Here is a 17581-nt window from a genome sequence, read left to right on the forward strand (position 1 = left end):
TCTTATCCCTGTTTCTGTTGGCGCTCGACGAGCAGGATATGGTCTGCGGCCAGCACCACTTCATTGCGCTGGTTCAAAACCTCGCAGCGCTCGACGACGCGGCCCATATCCGGCCGCTTAGGATCGTCCTCCTTGGCCGAAATAGTCACCCGGGTGCGGATCGTGTCGCCGATATGAACCGGGCGGACGAAGCGCAGGCGGTCGTAGCCATAGGAAAAGGCGACCGGGTTGATGAGTGTCGCCGTCAGGCCGATACCGATCGAGAACACCATCGTGCCGTGGGCGATGCGCTGGCCGCCCGGCAGGGTCTTGGCGAATTCGGCGTCCATGTGATGCGGGAAGAAATCGCCGGTATGCCCGGCATGGACGACGAAATCCGTCTCGGTGATCGTGCGGCCTGTCGTCGTGCGCGACGCGTTCAGTGCGTAGTCTTCAAAATGGATGATCTGTTCCGACATGGGTCTATTCCTTCGGCAGCGGGCTGAGCGGGGTCGCCGGGCTGGCACTCGATTGATAGGCGGCTTCGACCAGCGCCATGGTCTGCCAGCCGTCCTCGACGGCGCCCACGAGCCTGTCGTCTTCGCCCGAAGCGAAGCGCTGTAGGTTCGCCATGCGGTTGGCGAAGGCATCGGGGAACCATGTGCCTTCGAGCGGCACGGAGACCCAGTCGCTGGCGCCCTCCGTCTTGATCCAGAGCTCGTCCGGCTCGCCGCGTGGATAGTCGAGATTGACTCCAAGCTTCAGGTAGGCGGCCCCGTTCGTCCCCGATATCCGGAACTCGCAGGCCTGGAAGCGGCGGCCGAAATCGTGGTCGTGGTTGATCGACAAGGCGCAGCGGATGCGGTCGCCGTAGTCGAGGATCGCCGCGGTGCGTGTCTGCGCCACGTCATGGTTCGGATGGCCGATAGTTTTGGCGTGCACGCCGAGCGGATTGCCGAGCAGATCCCTGACGACATCGAGATAGTGGATCGAATGCATGGCGATCTCGATGCGCGGCAGGCCCTTCAGGAAAGGCCAGAGTCCCCACGGCGTTGCAAGCGCCAGCCAGGCGTCAAAATCGACGATCTCGCCGAGATGGCCCTTGGCGATCGCATCCTTGAGCGCCAGCATCATCGGCGCGAAGCGCAGCTGGAAATTGACTGCAGCCTTGATGCCGCGGGCGCGGCACAGCCTCAAAATTTCGGTCGCCTCATCGAGATTGCTGCCCATCGGCTTCTGCAGCAAAGCAAAAGAGCCCTCCGGCAGTTTAGACAGGATGGCGGCATGGGCCGCGGGTGGCGTGGCGAGATCGAAGATCGCGCCTTCGGTTTGCAGTGCTTCGCTCTCGGAGGCAAAGGCTTTCGTGCGCCATTGCTCTGCCAGCGCGCTGGCCTTGGCGAGATCGGGATCGAAGATCCCGGCGACCGGGAATCCGGCCTTCATGTACGCCGGCAGATGGGCATCGCCGACAATGCTGCCCGCGCCGAAGATAACGATCGGGCGCGGCTTGGCCGGACGCGGCCAGGATTGCTGCAGACGATTGGGATCGAAGACCTCAGTCATGATGGAAGACCTCCTCCATCATCGCCCACCATTCGCCGGGCTTTCGCGTTTCCAGCGGCTGCTGCTGCGGCATGCAGACGGCCCACCATTCCTTGTTCTTCGGGTGATCGGCCATCTTCGCCATATCGGCCGCAAAGTCGCTGCCGGTATATTCCCAATAGCCGAAGAGCAGATTTTCCGGCTCTTTCAGGAAGATCGAATAGTTGCTGATGTTGCATTCCGAGATCAGCGCCAGGATCTCCGGCCAGACGGCGGCGTGCAGGCGCTTGTATTCGGCGATCTTCTCGGGCTTCAGCCCGACAACCATTCCCATGCGCTGCATGGCCCGTCTCCTCAGCCGCGAAACTCTCGGGTGAATTCCTTGATCGACCGCTCCTCGATCGCCTGCCAATCCCAGCTGATGCCGAGGCCCGGTTCGGACGGGGCAATCGCCCGGCCGTCGCGTATTTCCATGCCCTTGGTGGTCAGCTGATCGAGCTGGGGAATGTATTCGACATATTTGCCGTTCTGCACCGCGCAGACGAGGCTGACATGCAGCTCCATGAGGAAATGCGGGCAAACCGGGATATCGAAGGCCTCAGCCGCATGCGCGACCTTGAGCCAGGGCGTGATGCCGCCGATGCGCGCGACATCGACCTGGACGATGGAGCAGGCGCCCTTCTGCATATATTCTCGGAAATGCCGGATCGAATAGATCGACTCGCCGACGGCGATCGGCGTCGTCGTCGAGCGCGACAAACGGATATGGCCATCGAGATCATCTGCCGGAAGCGGCTCTTCGATCCAGGCTAGATCGAGCTCCTTCAACCGGGCGGCGCGGCGGATCACTTCATCGACCATGAAGCCCTGATTGCAATCGGTCATGATCTCGAAGCCGTCGCCGACGGCAGCGCGGACAGCGGAGAGACGCGTATAATCTTCGGCGCCATGCGGCTTGCCGATCTTCACCTTGGAGCCAGAGAAGCCTTTCGACTTTGCCAGAAGCGCGTCTTCGACCAGCGCCTCCTTCTCGATATGCAGCCAGCCGCCTTCGGTGGTGTAGAGCGGGCAGCTATCCTTGGCGCCACCCGCCAGCTTCCAGAGCGGGAGGCCCTGCTTTTTCGCTCTGAGATCCCAAAGCGCGGTATCGACGGCGGCAAGCGCCAGCGCGGTGATCGCGCCGATCGTCGTGGCGTGGGTGGCGAACTCCATCTTGCGCCAGATCGCCTCGATGCAATCGGCATCCTCGCCGATCAGCAGCGGGACGAGATGATCCGACAGCAGTCGCATGATCGACGATCCGCCAGTGCCGATCGTATAGCTGTAGCCGATGCCGGTCGCGCCGTCGGAATCCGTGATCGTGACGATCGGCGTTTCCTGGCTGACGAAGCTCTGGATCGCGTCGGTGCGCTTGACCTTGGGAGCAAGATCGACCATCCGGATGTCAATTTTCTCGATGCGGGCCATGTCTCTCTCCCCTCTCAGATCGCCAGCGTCTTGCCGGTGTCCGCAGCAAACAGATGCGCTTGTGACAGATCGAAGCTCATCCTGATCTGCTCGCCCGTTGCCAGCGCCCTCGGGTTCAGCATGCGCGCCACCCATTCGCGGCCGGCAAATTCAACGAAAACCAGCGTCTCGTTGCCGAGCGGCTCGGTGATAACAACGGGCAGGCTGATCTCATGAACCGCAGAGGTGCTGTCCGAGACCAGGCCGTGGCCGGTCGGGAACAGGTCATCCGGGCGCAGACCAAAGGTGACCTTCTGGCCATGAGCGACGGCATTCCTGAACTTCGGCGGCAGCGGAAGGCGATCGCCATTGGCGAAGACGATGCTGTCGCCATCGACGGTGGCATCGAGGATATTCATCGGCGGCGAACCGATGAAACCTGCGACGAAGCGGGTCGCCGGGCGCTTGAAGACTTCGTCGGGCGTTCCGACCTGCTCGATATAGCCATCGCGCATGATGACGATACGGTCGGCCAGCGTCATTGCCTCCACCTGGTCGTGGGTGACGTAGATGACGGTCGCTTGAACCTTGGCATGCAGCTTCTTGATCTCGGTGCGCATCTGCGTGCGCAGCTTCGCGTCGAGGTTGGACAGCGGCTCGTCGAACAGGAAGACCTCGGGATTGCGCACGATGGCGCGGCCCATGGCGACGCGCTGGCGCTGGCCGCCGGAAAGCTGTGCTGGCCGCCGGTCCATCAGCGCCTCAAGGCTCAGAATGGCCGCCGCCTCGTTGACGCGCTGGTCGATCTCGGGTTGCGGAACCTTGGCGATCTTAAGCGAGAAGCCCATGTTCTCGCGCACGCTCATATGCGGATAGAGCGCATAGGACTGGAAGACCATCGAGATGTTGCGGTCGCGCGGCGGCAGATCGTTGACGACGCGTCCACCAATCTCGATATCGCCGCCTGAGATCGGCTCGAGGCCGGCAACCATGCGAAGCGTCGTGGACTTGCCGCAGCCGGACGGGCCGACGAGGGCGATGAATTCCTTGTCGGCAATATCGAGATCGATGCCGTGGACGATTTCGAGGGCGCCGTAGCGCTTGACGAGTTTTTTAAGAGAGACCTGAGCCATGGGAAATCAACCTTTGACCGCGCCGAATGTCAGGCCGGACACGAGATGTTTCTGAATGATGAAGGTGAGCGCCAGCGCCGGAACGATCATCACGACCGCAAGCGCACACATGCCGCGCCAGTCGATGGTGAATTCCGCCGTATAATCGAGGAGCCCGACCGGGAGTGTCTTCGAATTGACAGAGCGCGTCAGCTGCGAGGCCAGCGCATATTCGTTCCAGCAGGTGAGGAAGGCGAAGATGCCTGCCGACGCAATGCCGGGACCGGCCAACGGAAACTCGACCTTCCAGAATGCCTGCCAGCGCGTGCAGCCGTCGATCTGCGCGGCTTCCGCCAGATCCTTCGGCACCTGGCGGAAGAAGCCGTCGATCAGCCAGATCGTGAAGGGCACGTTGAGCGCCACATAGGTCAGGATCAGGCCGAAATGCGTATCGATGATGCCGATGCGCGAATAGACGATGAACAGCGGCAGCGAGAGCGCGATACCGGGAACGGAGCGCGTCAGCATCAGGCCGAGGAAGGTTGCCGACTTGCCGGCGAAGCGGAAGCGCGCGAAGGCATAGCCACCGGACATGCCGATCACGAGCGCGATGACAGTCGAGGTGATCGAGATGATCAGCGAGTTGCGGAAGTAATCCCAGATCGGAATGCCGCCCTTGCCGATGCCCGAGAACATCGCGCGGTAAGCATCGAGCGACAATTCGTTGGGGATCCAGACCGGCGGCTTGGCCATGATCTCGACCGGCGGGCGCAGCGAGCTGAGGACGATCCAGAAGCCCGGCAGGCAGATGATGAGCATCGCCAGGAACAGGCCGATGAGATAGAGAACCTTGCCGATACGGCGGCGCAGACGTTGTTGAGCGTTGCGATCCATGATTACCACTCCGCGCCGATTTGGGTGCGGGCAAGCGCCAGCTTCCGGAAGAAATAGACGGTGAAGCCGATCGACAGGATGATCGAGACATAGGCCATGGCGTTGGCGAGGCCCATCTGCGCATCGGCATAGGCGGTGCGGCCGACCAGTGTCCACAGCAGCTCCGTGCGCCGCGCCGGTCCGCCATCGGTCATGATCTTGACGATGTCATAGGCGCGCGCGACGTCGAGCGAGCGGATCGTCATGGCGATGAAGGCGAAGGGCATCAGGAACGGCCAGATGACATAGCGGAAGGTCTGAAGCGGCGTGCAGCCATCGACGCGGGCGGCCTCGACCGGCTCCTGCGGCATGGCGAGCAGGCCCGAGAGGATCAGGATCGCGAAGACCGACGTCGATGACCAGACCTCGGCGACGACGATCGAAAATAGCGCCAGATTGCCGTCGATCAGCCACGGGATCGCATTGTCGGTCAGTCCGAGCGCCTGAAGCGCATTGTTGATCAGACCGACATTGTCGTTGAACATGAACTTGAACTGGAAGCCGACGAGCACGGGCGAGAACATCATCGGAAACATCATCAGCGTGCGCAGCACCCGCTGGCCCATCGTCGCCTTGTTGACGAGCAGCGCCAGGCCGAGGCCGAGCAGCATTTCCAGATTGAGCGCGATGGTCAGAAGCACGACGGTGCGGACGAAGGCGGCGAGGAAAACGGGATCGGTCAGGATGCGCACGTAATTGCGCAGGCCGACGAAGACATAGAGCGTCTGCGGGCGGGTCAGGCGGAATGGCGTGAAACTGGAATAAAGCGAAAGCAGCAAGGGAACCAGGACGACTGCGACCAGCACGACGATCGCCGGCAGGAGCAGAAGAATGGGTGTCGGAATTTTTTTCAACATCGAGTGACCTGTCCACACCTGATAGGGCGCCGGGACCGCAAGAGGGAGCGCGGGAAGCGCTCCGGTCTTCCAAAAATGAGGCCCCGCACCCGTCGCCGGATGCGGGACCTGTTATGACAGGATTAGAGGGCGCCGGCGTCCTTGAGGATGCCGGTTGCCTTTTCGGCAGCCGCGTCGAGCGCTTCCTTGGAGGTCTTGTCGCCGAGGATGGCGGACTGCAGCTCCGGATAGACGGCGTTGGAGATCTCGATCCATTCCGGCGTGCGCGGAACCGGGAAGGCATGCTTCATGGCTTCCTGGAAGGCGCCGAGGGCTTCCTTCCTGTAAGGATCGCTGGCAGCCTGCTGGATATCCCAGTCCCAGACAGCCTTGCGGGTCGGCAGCGTGCCGTTTGCCGCTTCGATCTTCTGCGAGTCCTCGTTGGTGAGGAACCAGACCAGCGACGCAGCCGCATCCTTGTGTTCGCAGGCTTCGGTGACCGAGAAGCCGTGGTGACCGGACCAGCCGGTCCGCTTGCCGGACGAACCGGCAGGCTGGACGATCACGCCGACATTACCGGCGATCTTGGAGTTCTTCGGGTCGTTGAAGTAGGCGGCCCAGCCCGGCCAGTCGAGATCGAGCGCCACGGTGCCGGACGCAAAGCCGGCGCCGAGGTCGTCCCAGAGATAGTTGGTGGTGCCGGCCGGAACGGCCTTCGCCTTGTACATGTTGACGAACCAGTCGAGCGCACGAACACCGGCTTCGGAGTTGAACGCAGGCTTGCCGTCCTTGTCGAGATATTCGCCGCCTTCGGCGACCAGCATTTCAAAGAAGCGTCCGTTGATCGCTTCTTCCTTGCCGGGGAACTGAGTGCCGAAGAAATTCGGCGGATTGGAGAAGAAGATCGCCTGATCCGAAACCTGCTTCCAGGTGTCGGGCGGCGTCAGATCGTAGCCGTACTTTTCCTTGAAAGCCTTCTTCTTGGCTTCGTCGGTGTAAAGGCTCTTCTGGTAATACAGCGCCGAAACGTCGAACTGGGCGCGCGGCAACATCACCAGCTTGTCGTCGATCGTCGAAGCCGAAATGGTGGAATCGACGAACTTGGCGATTTCTTCCGCCGGCAGAAGCGGCTTCAGATCAGTGTAGAGGCCTTCGTAGATCGGCGCGAAGGACGAGTGGTTGGAACCGACACACCACTTGATATCGCCGGACGCGATATCCGACTTCATTTCCTTGTCGAGCTCGAAATAGTTCTTCTTCGAGAGCACGTTGACCTTGGCGCCGGTCGCCTTTTCCCATTCGGCAATGCGTCCGTAGAGCGGCTCGTACTGCTGTCCGCCGATCAGCTTGGCATCGATCGTCACGCCTTCGAACTTGCCGGGCAGGTCCGCAGCATTGGCAGAGCATGCAAACAGCGAAATTCCAGCCGCGAGGCTGGCTAGCAATCTTTTCATATTCCTCTCCTCCACAACGGCGATCTTGATGAGTTCGCCGACTCTCCTCACATATGAGTTTTATGTTTATATACAAACGACAAGAAAGTTGCGACGTCAAGCGGAACTTTCCCTTCTCGAATGGTTCATCTGCGTATATGCAACTATCATTCATGGGAGATCGCACATGGACATGGACGACGCAGACCGTTACCGCGCGCCCGCGCTCGACAAGGGTCTCGATATTCTGGAACTGCTCGCCAGCGTCGAGGACGGCCTGACGCAGGCCGAGATATCGAAGCGGCTCGATCGCAGCCCGAACGAATTCTACCGGATGCTCGACCGCCTGGTACGCCGCGGCTATGTCACCAAGCTGGAGGGCGACCGCTTCGCGCTGACGCTCAAGCTATTCGGCCTGTCGCAGCTTCACGCGCCGACAAGACGCCTGGCATCCTTCGCAACGCCGCTGATGCGCGATCTGGCGCAAAAGACCCGCCAGGCCAATCATCTTGCCGTTTTCGACCGCGGGTATGCCGTGGTTATCGCCCAGCAGGAGGCACCTGATTACTGGGGTATCTCGATCCGCGTCGGCTCGCATGTGAACCTTTTCGACACCGGCTCCGGCCATGTGCTTCTGGCCTTCCGCGATGCCGAAGAGCGTGAACTGATGATCTCGGAGCACGTCCGCAGCAAGGACGATCCCCGCCTGACGCCTGACTTTTACGAAAGGCTCGATCAGATCCGCGAGCGGGGATACGAGATGATGGCCAGCGCCCAGACCGCCGGCGTCTATAACCTTTCCGCCCCGATCATGGGGCCGGATGGCCGGGGTATTGCCGCCCTCACCTGCCCCTATATCGCGCTGGTCAACGCGCCGTCCGCGCCTGATATCACCCGGACGATCACCCATCTCCAGAAGACCGCCGAACAATTGTCGCTGCTGGTCGGATCGGACGTCAACGTCGCGCCCTGAGCGCGGTCCATTCATCGCAAAACGCGGAGGACGCTTTGCTTATCGATACCCATCTGCACCTGATCGACAGGTCGAAACTGACCTACCCCTGGCTCTCCGGCGTCCCGGCGCTGGACCGGGACTTCCTCTACAATACCTATGCATCGGAAGCCCGCCGCTGCGGCATCGATGCAGCGCTGCACATGGAGGTGGATGTCGATGCCGGGGAGATGCAGCGCGAAACCGATGTTGTCAAAGAGCTCTCGGATACCAGCGGCCAGCTGATCCGTGGCGCCATCGCCGCCTGCCGTCCCGAGGACGAGGGCTTTGCCGGCTATCTCGAGCGGCAGATGGCCGATCCCTTCGTCAAAGGCTTTCGCCGCGTGCTGCACGTCGTTCCCGACGAACTCTCCGAGGGTGCAGTGTTTCGCGAGCACATCAGGCGCATGTCCGGCTCGCGGCTGACCTTCGATATCTGCGCGCTGCCGCATCAGATGAGCCGGGTTTTAGCGCTCATCGACCTCGCACCCGAGGTTCAGTTCGTCCTCGATCATTGCGGCGTGCCGGCGATCAGCAGCGGCGCCTTAGACGTATGGAAGGACGGCATTCGCGAGGTCGCCAAGCGGCCGAACGTCGTCTGCAAGGTATCGGGCGTCGCGGCCTATGCCGATGCGGAGACCTGGGATGTCGAGACACTCAGGCCCTATATCGAGCAGGTCACGGCGAATTTCGGCTGGGACCGCCTCGTCTGGGGCAGCGACTGGCCCGTCTGCACGCTGGGCGGCGGGCTTTCCACCTGGGTTGCAACCACCCACGCGCTGTTTGCAGGCAGCAGCGAAGCGGAGCGAACAAAGGTCTTCTCCGCCAATGCGAAACGGCTCTGGAATCTCTGATAGCAGGCTCGCCCTGGCGCTCTCATCCCAGAGGTAGGAGCGCCAGGGCAGCTCCCTAGAAGCTGGCGGCAAACAGCCTATTCAGATCGGCAACGATTGCCGCGGCACTTTCGCCACTCTTCAATCCGGCATTCAACCTGTCAGATCCCTGCTGCTGGAACGCCATGTAGCCATCGTGCCGCGGACGGACCCAGGCGCCTTCCAGCGTTGCGCGCGTGCCGCGATAGAAGTCGGCCGTTGCCAGATTGACCGCGTCGTCTTCCCATGCCGCCGCATGGCCCGGCTGCCCGCCGGCGCTGGCATACAGTCCGCGCTGGACACCTGCGCCCGCGACCCAATAGGCAAAATCGACCGCCTCCTTGGGATTGCCTGAAAAGGCCGAGACGGCGATGCCCGTGCCGCCCAGCGCCGAGCCGACTGCCCCGAGATCACCGGCAACGGGAATATCGGCAAACTTGATCAGCCAGTCACGGAAACCCGGCATCGAATAGCTGACATAGCCGTAGATCAGCGGCACGCAGACGATCCTGCTATCGGCAGCCGCCATCTGCTCGAAGACCGCGATCGGATCCATCTCGAAACAGGCGGGGTCGATCAGCGCGGAGATTTCACGCATCATCTGGACGGTTTCAGCACCGGCTTCAGGGTCGATCAACTGCCCAGCCTGTGTCTGGCACGGATGCCCGCGGTTGGCCGACAGGGTGTAGAAGGTCATCAGCGTGTGAGGCGGGCGAAGCGGCAGAAGCACGCGTCCGTCCTTCGCCAGTGCGATCACCTCCTGCCAGGTCGCGGCCGGTTGCGGCAACCGATCAGGCCGGAAGGCCTGGACCTGCGTCGCCGCATCGATCGGGAACGCCCATTGATGTCCCTGCCAGAGATAGCTCGGATAGGAGGCGCCGACGCTGCCCTTTTCGAGGGCCATGCGCTCCTCCTCGCGCCCGGAAACGTCGAGCGGCAGGAGGCATTTCTCATTGGTGATCTGGCCGACATGCGGGTGATCGATGACGATGAGGTCATAGGCGCGCGCCAGCTCTTCGACCGGATAGGTCTCGAAATCCTGCAGCGAACGCTTCTCCCAATGGACTGCTACGCCCGTCTGCTCTTCGAAGAGCCGCGCGCAGGCCACCATCGGATCGTAGCCGCGCGGATGGCTCCAGGTCATGCCTTTCAAGGTCACCTTGCTCACAGGCCGAACTCCTCGCGAATGGCGGCGCTATGCTCGCCGATCCGGGGGGCAGCGCGCTGGAAGACCGGGCGGGCGCCATCGACGCGAAGTGGCGAACGGGTCGTCAAGATCGAGACGTCGTCCTCGCGCGTCACCGTCTGCAGCATGTCGAGCGACTTGAAACCGTCGCTGTCCATAAGCTCGTTCCAATTCAGCACTTTTGCGCACCAGATATCGGCCGGCTCCAGCACTGCCAGCCACTCGTCGATTGTCCTGGTGGCGATCTGCTTGGCAATCAGTTCCTTGATGCCATCGCGCTGCAGGAACCAGCTGGACGGATCGTCGCGATAAGGATCGAGCTCGGGCATGCCAAGGAGATCGGCGAGCTTCGGGATCGGCGTCATGGCGATCGCCAGATAGCCGTCCGAGGCAGCGTAAACACCGTAAGGAGCGGCGAGATAGGCATGGGCGCTGCGGAAGTTTGACCGCTTCGGCAGCCGCTTGCCGTCGTTCAGATGCGTGGTCAGCACCTCGAACTGGAAATCGACAAGCGCCTCGAGCAGGCTGGTCTCGACGAGCGCACCCTTGCCGGTGATGCCGCGGCGCACCAACGCCGCGAGGATGCCCTGGCACGCAGCCGCTCCCGCCAGCATGTCGCCGATCGCCAGACCGAACGGCACAGGACCCTGATCCTCGTCGCCGTTCAGCCACATCACGCCGGAACGCGACTGGGCCAGCAGATCCTGGCCGGGACGCTTCACCCAGGGACCTTCATCGCCATAGCCGCTGATCGACGCATAGACGAGGCGCGGATTGATTTCCTTGACCGCATCGTAATGAAGACCGAGCCGTTCGATCACGCCGGGGCGGAAATTCTGGATCAGGACATCGGCCTTCAAGAGCAACGCGCGCAGCGCCTTCAGGTCGCTCTCGTTCTTCAGGTCGATCGCCAGGCTCTCCTTGGCGCGGTTGATCGCGTGGAAGATCGTCGAGTCGCCGCCGATTTCGGTGTCGCTGAGATAGAGCCGGCGCGAAAGGTCGCCGCCATCGGGCCGTTCGACCTTGATGACCCGCGCGCCGAGATCCATCAGGCGCAGTGAACAATAGGGGCCGGAGAGGAACTGGCTCATGTCGACGACGACGAGGCCGCTTAAGGGAAGATCGCTGGATTGCGTCATTGCATCTTACTTTTCTGTCTTACCGGCGAAGTCGGCCGGGTTCTTGTATTTCACGGTTTGCAGATGCTCACAGTAGAGCACCAATTCGCCTTCGCCCTTGAAAACCTCGTAGCTCGCGCGGATGAGGCCGAGCTCCTTGTAGCGCGGGCGTTTGTCGAGGTTCGTGCGGATGGTGTAGATCGTATCGCCGATGAAAACCGGCTTGATGAAGCGCAGCTTGTCGTAGCCATAGGAAAAGGCGTTGACGCAGTTGGTGGCGACGAGGCCGAGCCCTGCCGAGAAGACGAAGGCGCCGGCAACGAGACGCCGCCCGAACACGCCGTCCTTTTCCGCAAACATCTGATCCTGCACATAGGGATGGATGTCGGTCACCAGCACATTGAAAAGGTGGCTGTCGCTCTCCCCGATCGTGCGGCGGAGCGAGCGGATCTTCTGGCCCTCGGGCCAATCCTCGTAAAACCAGTTCTCGGCATTCCATACCGGCAGATCGGCATGCGCTTGCGGCATGTCGGACGGATGGGTGGACGAAATCCCGACTGTCGGCACCTGCGCCACGATCACGCCTCCTCCCGGCCATGAATTTTCTTATGTGAAGATTATTTTCACATATGGGTTATCTTTGCAAGAGCTGTCGATTGTGCCAAGACACCATGGAAGATCAGCGCCGGACCGGTCGGCGCAATATCGGCAGCGAAATGCTGATGATGTCAGGCAGGTTCATCGACGGCGGCGCGCCGATGTGTATAAAGACGATAGCGGCGCGGCTCCCCGCCTGCGCCGCCGCCAATTTCCAACCAGGGTAGCGCTTGCCGTCCGCCGGTGGCTCGCGCTTCTCGATCAATCCAAGCAAGCGACGCTCTGCGACAACGAGATTCTGGACACAAACATGCGCCTTACGGATTGCCATAACTTCCACGACTTCCGCCGTCTCGCGAAGAGCCGCCTGCCCGGCCCGATCTTCAATTACATCGATGGCGCGGCTGACGACGAGGTGACCTACCGGCGCAACACGGCATCCTTCGAAAGCTGCGATCTGCTGCCGAGCGTGTTGCGCGGGGTTACCGATGTCGACATGTCCGTGACGGTCATGGGGCAGCGCCTGGCGATGCCGGTCTATTGCTCGCCGACGGCGCTGCAGCGGCTGTTTCACCATGACGGCGAACGGGCGGTTGCGCGGGCGGCGGGCAAGTTCGATACGATGTTCGGCGTTTCCTCGCTCGGCACCGTCAGCCTTGAGGAAGCGCGGCGGATCAGCGGCGCGCCGCAGGTCTATCAGTTCTATTTCCACAAGGACCGCGGCCTGAACCGCGAGATGATGTCCCGCGCCAAGCAAGCGGGCGTTCAGGTGATGATGCTGACCGTCGACAGCATCACCGGCGGCAACCGCGAGCGCGACAAGCGCACTGGTTTCTCCATCCCCTTCCGTTTGAACCTCGCCGGCATCGCGCAATTCGCGGTCAAGCCTGGCTGGGCACTCAACTTCTTCACCCACGAGAAGTTCAAGCTGCCCCAGCTCGATAGCCACGTCGATATGGGCAGTGGCACCATGTCGATCAGCCGCTACTTCACCGAGATGCTCGACCCGGCGATGAACTGGGAAGACGTAGCCGACATGGTGAAGACCTGGGGCGGCCAGTTCTGCCTCAAGGGCATCATGACCGTCGAGGACGCCAAGCGGGCGATCGATATCGGCTGCACCGGCATCGTGCTCTCCAATCACGGCGGCCGCCAGCTGGATGGCTCGCGCAGCGGCTTCGATCAGCTGGCCGAGATCGTCGATGCGGTCGGAGACAAGATCGACGTGATGATCGATGGCGGCGTGCAGCGCGGCACCCATGTTCTGAAGGCATTGTCGCTCGGCGCAAAGGCCGTCGGGCTCGGCCGCTACTACCTCTTCCCGCTGGCCGGAGCCGGTCAGGCAGGCGTCGAGCGCGCGCTGACGCTGATGCACGCGGAACTCGAACGCGGAATGAAGCTGATGGGCTGCTCGTCGATCGACCAGCTCACCCGCGCGAATATCCGTTTCCGCTAATCAGGGCCTTCACGTTCACGATTGAGAGAGCAAGCGTTGTGTGTGACGGCACAGCGCGATAGATCTGGCGTTGTCTTTTGAAATGGAGGATTTTCAATGGATTATCGCAAGCTCGGTCCGAGCGGCACGATCGTGACCGCCTATTGCCTGGGGACCATGACATTTGGCGCAGAGTCGGATGAGGCGACCTCGCACAAGCTGCTCGACGACTATTTCGCCTGGGGCGGCAATTTTATCGATACCGCTGATGTTTACAGCGCCGGCGTTTCCGAAGAGATCATCGGCCGCTGGCTGAAGGCGCGGCCGGCGGAGGCCAAGCAGGCCGTGATAGCCACCAAGGGCCGCTTTCCGATGGGTGACGGGCCCAACGATATCGGCCTGTCGCGCCGCCATCTTCACGACGCGCTGAATGCATCGCTGAAGCGTCTCGGCGTGGATTATATCGATCTCTACCAGATGCATGCCTGGGACGCTCTAACGCCGATCGAAGAGACGTTGCGCTTCCTCGATGACGCCGTATCGGCGGGGAAGATCGGCTATTACGGCTTCTCGAACTATGTCGGCTGGCATATCGCCAAGGCATCGGAAATCGCCAAGGCGAAGGGCTATACCCGCCCGGTGACGCTGCAGCCGCAATACAATCTGCTGATGCGCGATATCGAGCTCGAGATCGTCGCGGCCTGCCAGGATGCCGGCATGGGCCTGCTTCCCTGGTCGCCGCTCGGCGGCGGCTGGCTGACCGGCAAGTACAAGCGCGACCAGATGCCGACGGGTGCAACGCGCCTCGGCGAAAATCCGAAGCGTGGCGGCGAGGCCTACGAGGCGCGCAACGCGCAGGAGCGCACCTGGGATATCATCGGCACGGTCGAGGAAATCGCCAGAGCCCGCGGCGTCAGCATGGCGCAGGTGGCGCTTGCCTGGACCGCAGCTCGCCCCGCCGTGACCTCGGTCATCCTCGGCGCCCGCACCACCGAGCAGCTATCCGACAATCTCGGCGCCGCCAAGCTGACGCTGTCGGATGAAGAAACGCAGCGGCTGACCGACATCAGCGCCCCGACGCCCGGACAATATCCCTACGGCGTCAACGGCACCAACCAGCGCCACCGCAAGATGGAAGGCGGACGCTGACAATCGAAGGCGGCGTCAGATCCTGACGCCGCTCGTTTCGTCGAAGAGATGAAGATGGGCGGGATCGACGGTCACACCGATCGTCTCGCCCGCATGTGCGCCGCTGCGGCCGGTCTGGACGATGGTCATTTCGGGCGTGGTTGCCGTCGCGACGAAGGTCGATGAGCCCGTCGATTCCACAAAAGCGACAGGGACATCGAAGGTCCCCTGCCCCTGCCCGGTGATACCGAGATGTTCTGGCCGCAGCCCCGCCGTCACCCTGGCGCCCGGCTGTAGTTGATGGTTGGAAGTGATGGTTTGCTTTACGGTGCCGAAATCGAGAACCAGGCTCCTTCCGTCTTCGCCGGCGATTGCCGGGATGAAGTTCATCGCCGGCGAGCCGATGAATCCGCCAACGAACTTGTTGGCCGGCCTGTCGTAGAGATCGAGCGGTTTGCCCTGCTGCTCGATGATACCCTCGCGCATGACGACGACATGGTCGGCCATCGTCATGGCTTCGATCTGGTCGTGCGTCACATAGACCGACGTCGCATGCAGCCGGTCGTGCAATGCGCGGATTTCCTTGCGCATCGAAACACGCAATGCGGCATCGAGATTGGACAGGGGTTCGTCGAACAAAAAGGCCTTGGGGTTTCGGATAATAGCCCGGCCCATGGCGACGCGCTGGCGCTGGCCGCCAGAAAGCTGGCGGGGATAGCGATCCAGCAGGCCCGTCAGGCCGGCGATCGTCGCCACCTCCTGCGCCTTGCGCTTGGCCTCCGGTTTCGGGACCTTCCGCATCCGCAGCGAGTAGGTGAGATTCTGCTCGACGGTCATGTGAGGGTAGAGCGCATAGGACTGGAAGACCATGGCGATATCGCGCATGCGCGGCGGCACATCGTTCATCACGTCGCCGGCGATCTTCATCGTGCCGCCGGTGATCCGTTCGAGGCCTGCCAGCGAGCGCAGCAGCGTCGATTTTCCGCAGCCGGACGGGCCGACCAGGGCGACGAACTGCCCCTTCGGGATCGTCAAATTGATATTCTTGAGGGCGTGATAGGCGCCGTAATGCTTCTCGATTCCGGAGAGTTCGATCTGGATGTCCTGGTTCATGCGAGGCGACCTGTAATTGGAACGGAGAGCGGATTGTTCACGAGCATCATTTCACGGCTCCCACGGCAATGCCGCGCGTCAGAGTGCGCTGGAAGATCAGGAAGAAGATCAATGTCGGCGCAATGCCGAGCAGAGCTGCGGCAGCCGTCGTCGTCGGCGTCTGTACAAACTGGCCGTTGAGCACGCCCATCGAGACGGAAACCGTCTGGTTGACATTCGAGACCAGCAGCACCAGCGGCAGCAGGAACTCGTTCCACGTCCAGATGAAGAAGAAGGTCGCCAGCACCGCCAGCGTCGGCATCAGCATCGGCACGACGATGGTCCAGAGAATTTTCCAGGGTGTCGCGCCATCCATCTCGGCGGCCTCGATGATCTCGCGCGGAAATGCTGTCATGACCGACGAGAGAAGATAGGTGCCGAAGGCGCTCTGCAGGACCGAGAAGACGATGATCACCGACCAGATCGTGTCGAAAAGTCCGACGGCCTTGGAGAGATAGTAGATCGGATAGATCAGCGATTCATGCGGGATCATGATGCCGACGAGCAGGATCGTCAGCATGTATTTGCTGCCCTTCACCTTGCCGATGCCGAACGCATAGGCATTCAACAGACTGAGCAGCACGGCGATAACGGCTGTCGATGCGCTGATGATCGTGCTGTTGATCAGCTTCTGCGTGAAATCGACATTGTTCCAGAACGTCTTGAGCGCGGTCAGGTCGAAGCTTCGGGGAATGGCGAGCGGCCCGTAGGTGCCGTAGTCCTCAGGTGTCCGGATCGCGTTGGTGAAGGCCAGCACGAAGGGGCACAGGAAGAGGATAAGCGCGAAGGAAATGGCGGCAAGCACCCACCAGCGCGACGATCCATACATCGACCCGGTCGATGCCGCATGCGCCGGCCGGCCGGCCGTGTCGAGGGAGATCGCTGCTTCGCTCATCGATCATTCTCCGTGTGACGCGACTGGATGCGGATGAAAATGAAGCAGATGACGAGGGTCATCAGCATCTGCGCCGTGGTGATGGCCGCGCCGTATCCAACGCGGTTGGTGGCGAAGAATTCGTGATAGGACATTTGCGACGGCACCATCGTCGCGTTGTCGGGTCCGCCCGACGTCAGCACGAAGATCGGCGCGAAAACCTTGAGCGCGGCGATGGTCGTGGTCAGGCCGACGACGAAGATCTCCGGCTTAAGAAGAGGTACGGTGATCGTCCAGAAGCGCTGCAGCCAGGCAGCACCATCGAGCTCTGCCGCTTCCTGCAGCGAAGGATCGACGCGGGCGAGGCCGGACATGAAGACGACGAGGCAATAGCCGAGCTGCAGCCAGACCATAACGACCATGATCGCCCAGAGCGCCAGCTGCGGCTCACCGAGCCAGTTCTGCTTGAGGCTCCCCATGCCGGTTGCGTCGAGGATGGCGTTGATGATGCCGAACGGGTTCAGCATCCAGCCCCAGAGAATGCCGGCGGCCGAGACCGGCAGGATCTGCGGCAGATAGAAGCCGGCCCGGAAGAAGCTGGCAAGCGCGTTGGAAAAGCGCGAACTGATGTAGTCGAACAGAAGCGCGGCAAGAAGAACGCCGATCGCGGTCGGGATGATCGCCATGGCGAAGACGAAGGCGGCGGTGTTGACCAGCGAATGCCAGAACGTATCGTCCGTCAGCAGCCGTTCGTAGTTGCGCAGACCGGCGAACTTCGGAATGCCAATGCCCTTCCACGTCGTGAAGCTGATCATCAGATTCATGACGAACGGGATGAGAATGATGGTCACGAAACCAAGCATTCCGGGTATCAGGTAAAACCAATAGACCCTGCCCGGCTGTGCGTCCGCGGATGCGCCCGACATATTTCCTCCGGCTTCATTTGA

General features: G+C 61.7%; 19 protein-coding genes. 4 read left to right on the forward strand and 15 right to left on the reverse strand.

Annotated elements, in window-relative coordinates:
• Positions 1-2: 2 nt before the first annotated feature.
• The 8 genes from AB4Z25_RS22590 to AB4Z25_RS22625 all read right to left on the reverse strand — a co-directional run bounded on the left by AB4Z25_RS22590 (position 3) and on the right by AB4Z25_RS22625 (position 7302).
• Entirely contained in the window at positions 3-458 is a 456-nt protein-coding gene (locus AB4Z25_RS22590; protein ID WP_442209148.1) for a MaoC family dehydratase, read from the reverse strand.
• A 4-nt stretch (positions 459-462) separates the two neighbouring features.
• Entirely contained in the window at positions 463-1542 is a 1080-nt protein-coding gene (locus AB4Z25_RS22595) for a Gfo/Idh/MocA family protein (RefSeq protein ID WP_442209149.1), read from the reverse strand.
• The gene (locus tag AB4Z25_RS22600; protein WP_112388946.1) at positions 1535-1864 is read right to left on the reverse strand and encodes an L-rhamnose mutarotase; all 330 of its coding nucleotides are present in this window, start codon (positions 1862-1864) and stop codon (positions 1535-1537) included. The genes AB4Z25_RS22595 and AB4Z25_RS22600 overlap by 8 nt, the downstream gene beginning before the upstream one ends.
• 11 nt (positions 1865-1875) lie before the next feature.
• Positions 1876-2988 (reverse strand): mandelate racemase/muconate lactonizing enzyme family protein, encoded by a 1113-nt coding sequence (locus AB4Z25_RS22605; RefSeq protein ID WP_442209151.1) that lies wholly within the window; start codon positions 2986-2988, stop codon positions 1876-1878.
• Between the two features lie 14 nt (positions 2989-3002).
• Positions 3003-4100, reverse strand: a complete 1098-nt coding sequence (locus tag AB4Z25_RS22610; RefSeq protein ID WP_442209153.1) for an ABC transporter ATP-binding protein — start codon at positions 4098-4100, stop codon at positions 3003-3005.
• A 6-nt stretch (positions 4101-4106) separates the two neighbouring features.
• On the reverse strand, positions 4107-4973 hold the full coding sequence (locus AB4Z25_RS22615; protein ID WP_442209154.1) for a carbohydrate ABC transporter permease: 867 nt from the start codon (positions 4971-4973) through the stop codon (positions 4107-4109).
• 2 nt (positions 4974-4975) lie between these two features.
• Complete coding sequence (locus AB4Z25_RS22620; protein ID WP_112516510.1) at positions 4976-5869, reverse strand: carbohydrate ABC transporter permease; 894 nt, start codon at positions 5867-5869, stop codon at positions 4976-4978.
• Positions 5870-5991: 122 nt separating this feature from the next.
• On the reverse strand, positions 5992-7302 hold the full coding sequence (locus tag AB4Z25_RS22625) for an extracellular solute-binding protein (RefSeq protein ID WP_442209156.1): 1311 nt from the start codon (positions 7300-7302) through the stop codon (positions 5992-5994).
• Positions 7303-7468: 166 nt separating this feature from the next.
• On the opposite strand from AB4Z25_RS22625, the gene AB4Z25_RS22630 reads away from it, so the two are divergent.
• Positions 7469-8254, forward strand: a complete 786-nt coding sequence (locus AB4Z25_RS22630; RefSeq protein ID WP_112388940.1) for an IclR family transcriptional regulator — start codon at positions 7469-7471, stop codon at positions 8252-8254.
• A 35-nt stretch (positions 8255-8289) separates the two neighbouring features.
• A complete protein-coding gene (locus tag AB4Z25_RS22635) occupies positions 8290-9126 on the forward strand; it encodes an amidohydrolase family protein (protein ID WP_442209158.1) in 837 nt (278 codons plus the stop codon).
• A gap of 55 nt (positions 9127-9181) precedes the next feature.
• On the opposite strand, the gene AB4Z25_RS22640 is transcribed toward AB4Z25_RS22635, so the two are convergent.
• The 4 genes from AB4Z25_RS22640 to AB4Z25_RS22655 form a co-directional block, all read right to left on the reverse strand.
• Positions 9182-10288 (reverse strand): extracellular solute-binding protein, encoded by a 1107-nt coding sequence (locus tag AB4Z25_RS22640; RefSeq protein WP_442209344.1) that lies wholly within the window; start codon positions 10286-10288, stop codon positions 9182-9184.
• Between the two features lie 20 nt (positions 10289-10308).
• Complete coding sequence (locus AB4Z25_RS22645; protein WP_442209160.1) at positions 10309-11469, reverse strand: CaiB/BaiF CoA transferase family protein; 1161 nt, start codon at positions 11467-11469, stop codon at positions 10309-10311.
• A 6-nt stretch (positions 11470-11475) separates the two neighbouring features.
• Entirely contained in the window at positions 11476-11976 is a 501-nt protein-coding gene (locus AB4Z25_RS22650; RefSeq protein ID WP_112516507.1) for a MaoC family dehydratase, read from the reverse strand.
• A 151-nt stretch (positions 11977-12127) separates the two neighbouring features.
• Entirely contained in the window at positions 12128-12319 is a 192-nt protein-coding gene (locus AB4Z25_RS22655; RefSeq protein WP_442209162.1) for a hypothetical protein, read from the reverse strand.
• 36 nt (positions 12320-12355) lie between these two features.
• Here AB4Z25_RS22655 and AB4Z25_RS22660 point away from each other — a divergent pair, with 36 nt between their 5' ends.
• Together AB4Z25_RS22660 and AB4Z25_RS22665 are read left to right on the forward strand one after the other, a co-directional pair.
• Positions 12356-13501: an alpha-hydroxy acid oxidase gene (locus tag AB4Z25_RS22660; protein ID WP_442209164.1), complete on the forward strand. Its 1146-nt coding sequence runs from the start codon at positions 12356-12358 to the stop codon at positions 13499-13501.
• 96 nt (positions 13502-13597) lie between these two features.
• Complete coding sequence (locus AB4Z25_RS22665) at positions 13598-14629, forward strand: aldo/keto reductase (RefSeq protein WP_442209165.1); 1032 nt, start codon at positions 13598-13600, stop codon at positions 14627-14629.
• A 15-nt stretch (positions 14630-14644) separates the two neighbouring features.
• On the opposite strand, the gene AB4Z25_RS22670 is transcribed toward AB4Z25_RS22665, so the two are convergent.
• Genes AB4Z25_RS22670 through AB4Z25_RS22680 form a run of 3 tightly spaced genes read right to left on the reverse strand, consistent with a single transcriptional unit; the run spans position 14645 to position 17560 of the window.
• Complete coding sequence (locus AB4Z25_RS22670) at positions 14645-15721, reverse strand: ABC transporter ATP-binding protein (protein WP_442209167.1); 1077 nt, start codon at positions 15719-15721, stop codon at positions 14645-14647.
• A 46-nt stretch (positions 15722-15767) separates the two neighbouring features.
• Positions 15768-16655, reverse strand: coding sequence for a carbohydrate ABC transporter permease (locus tag AB4Z25_RS22675; protein ID WP_310290226.1), 888 nt, complete (start codon positions 16653-16655; stop codon positions 15768-15770).
• On the reverse strand, positions 16652-17560 hold the full coding sequence (locus AB4Z25_RS22680; RefSeq protein ID WP_112388935.1) for a carbohydrate ABC transporter permease: 909 nt from the start codon (positions 17558-17560) through the stop codon (positions 16652-16654). The genes AB4Z25_RS22675 and AB4Z25_RS22680 overlap by 4 nt, the downstream gene beginning before the upstream one ends.
• Positions 17561-17581 lie beyond the last annotated feature (21 nt).

It is taken from the genome of Rhizobium sp. RAF36, assembly GCF_052114105.1.
Lineage (GTDB): Bacteria > Pseudomonadota > Alphaproteobacteria > Rhizobiales > Rhizobiaceae > Rhizobium.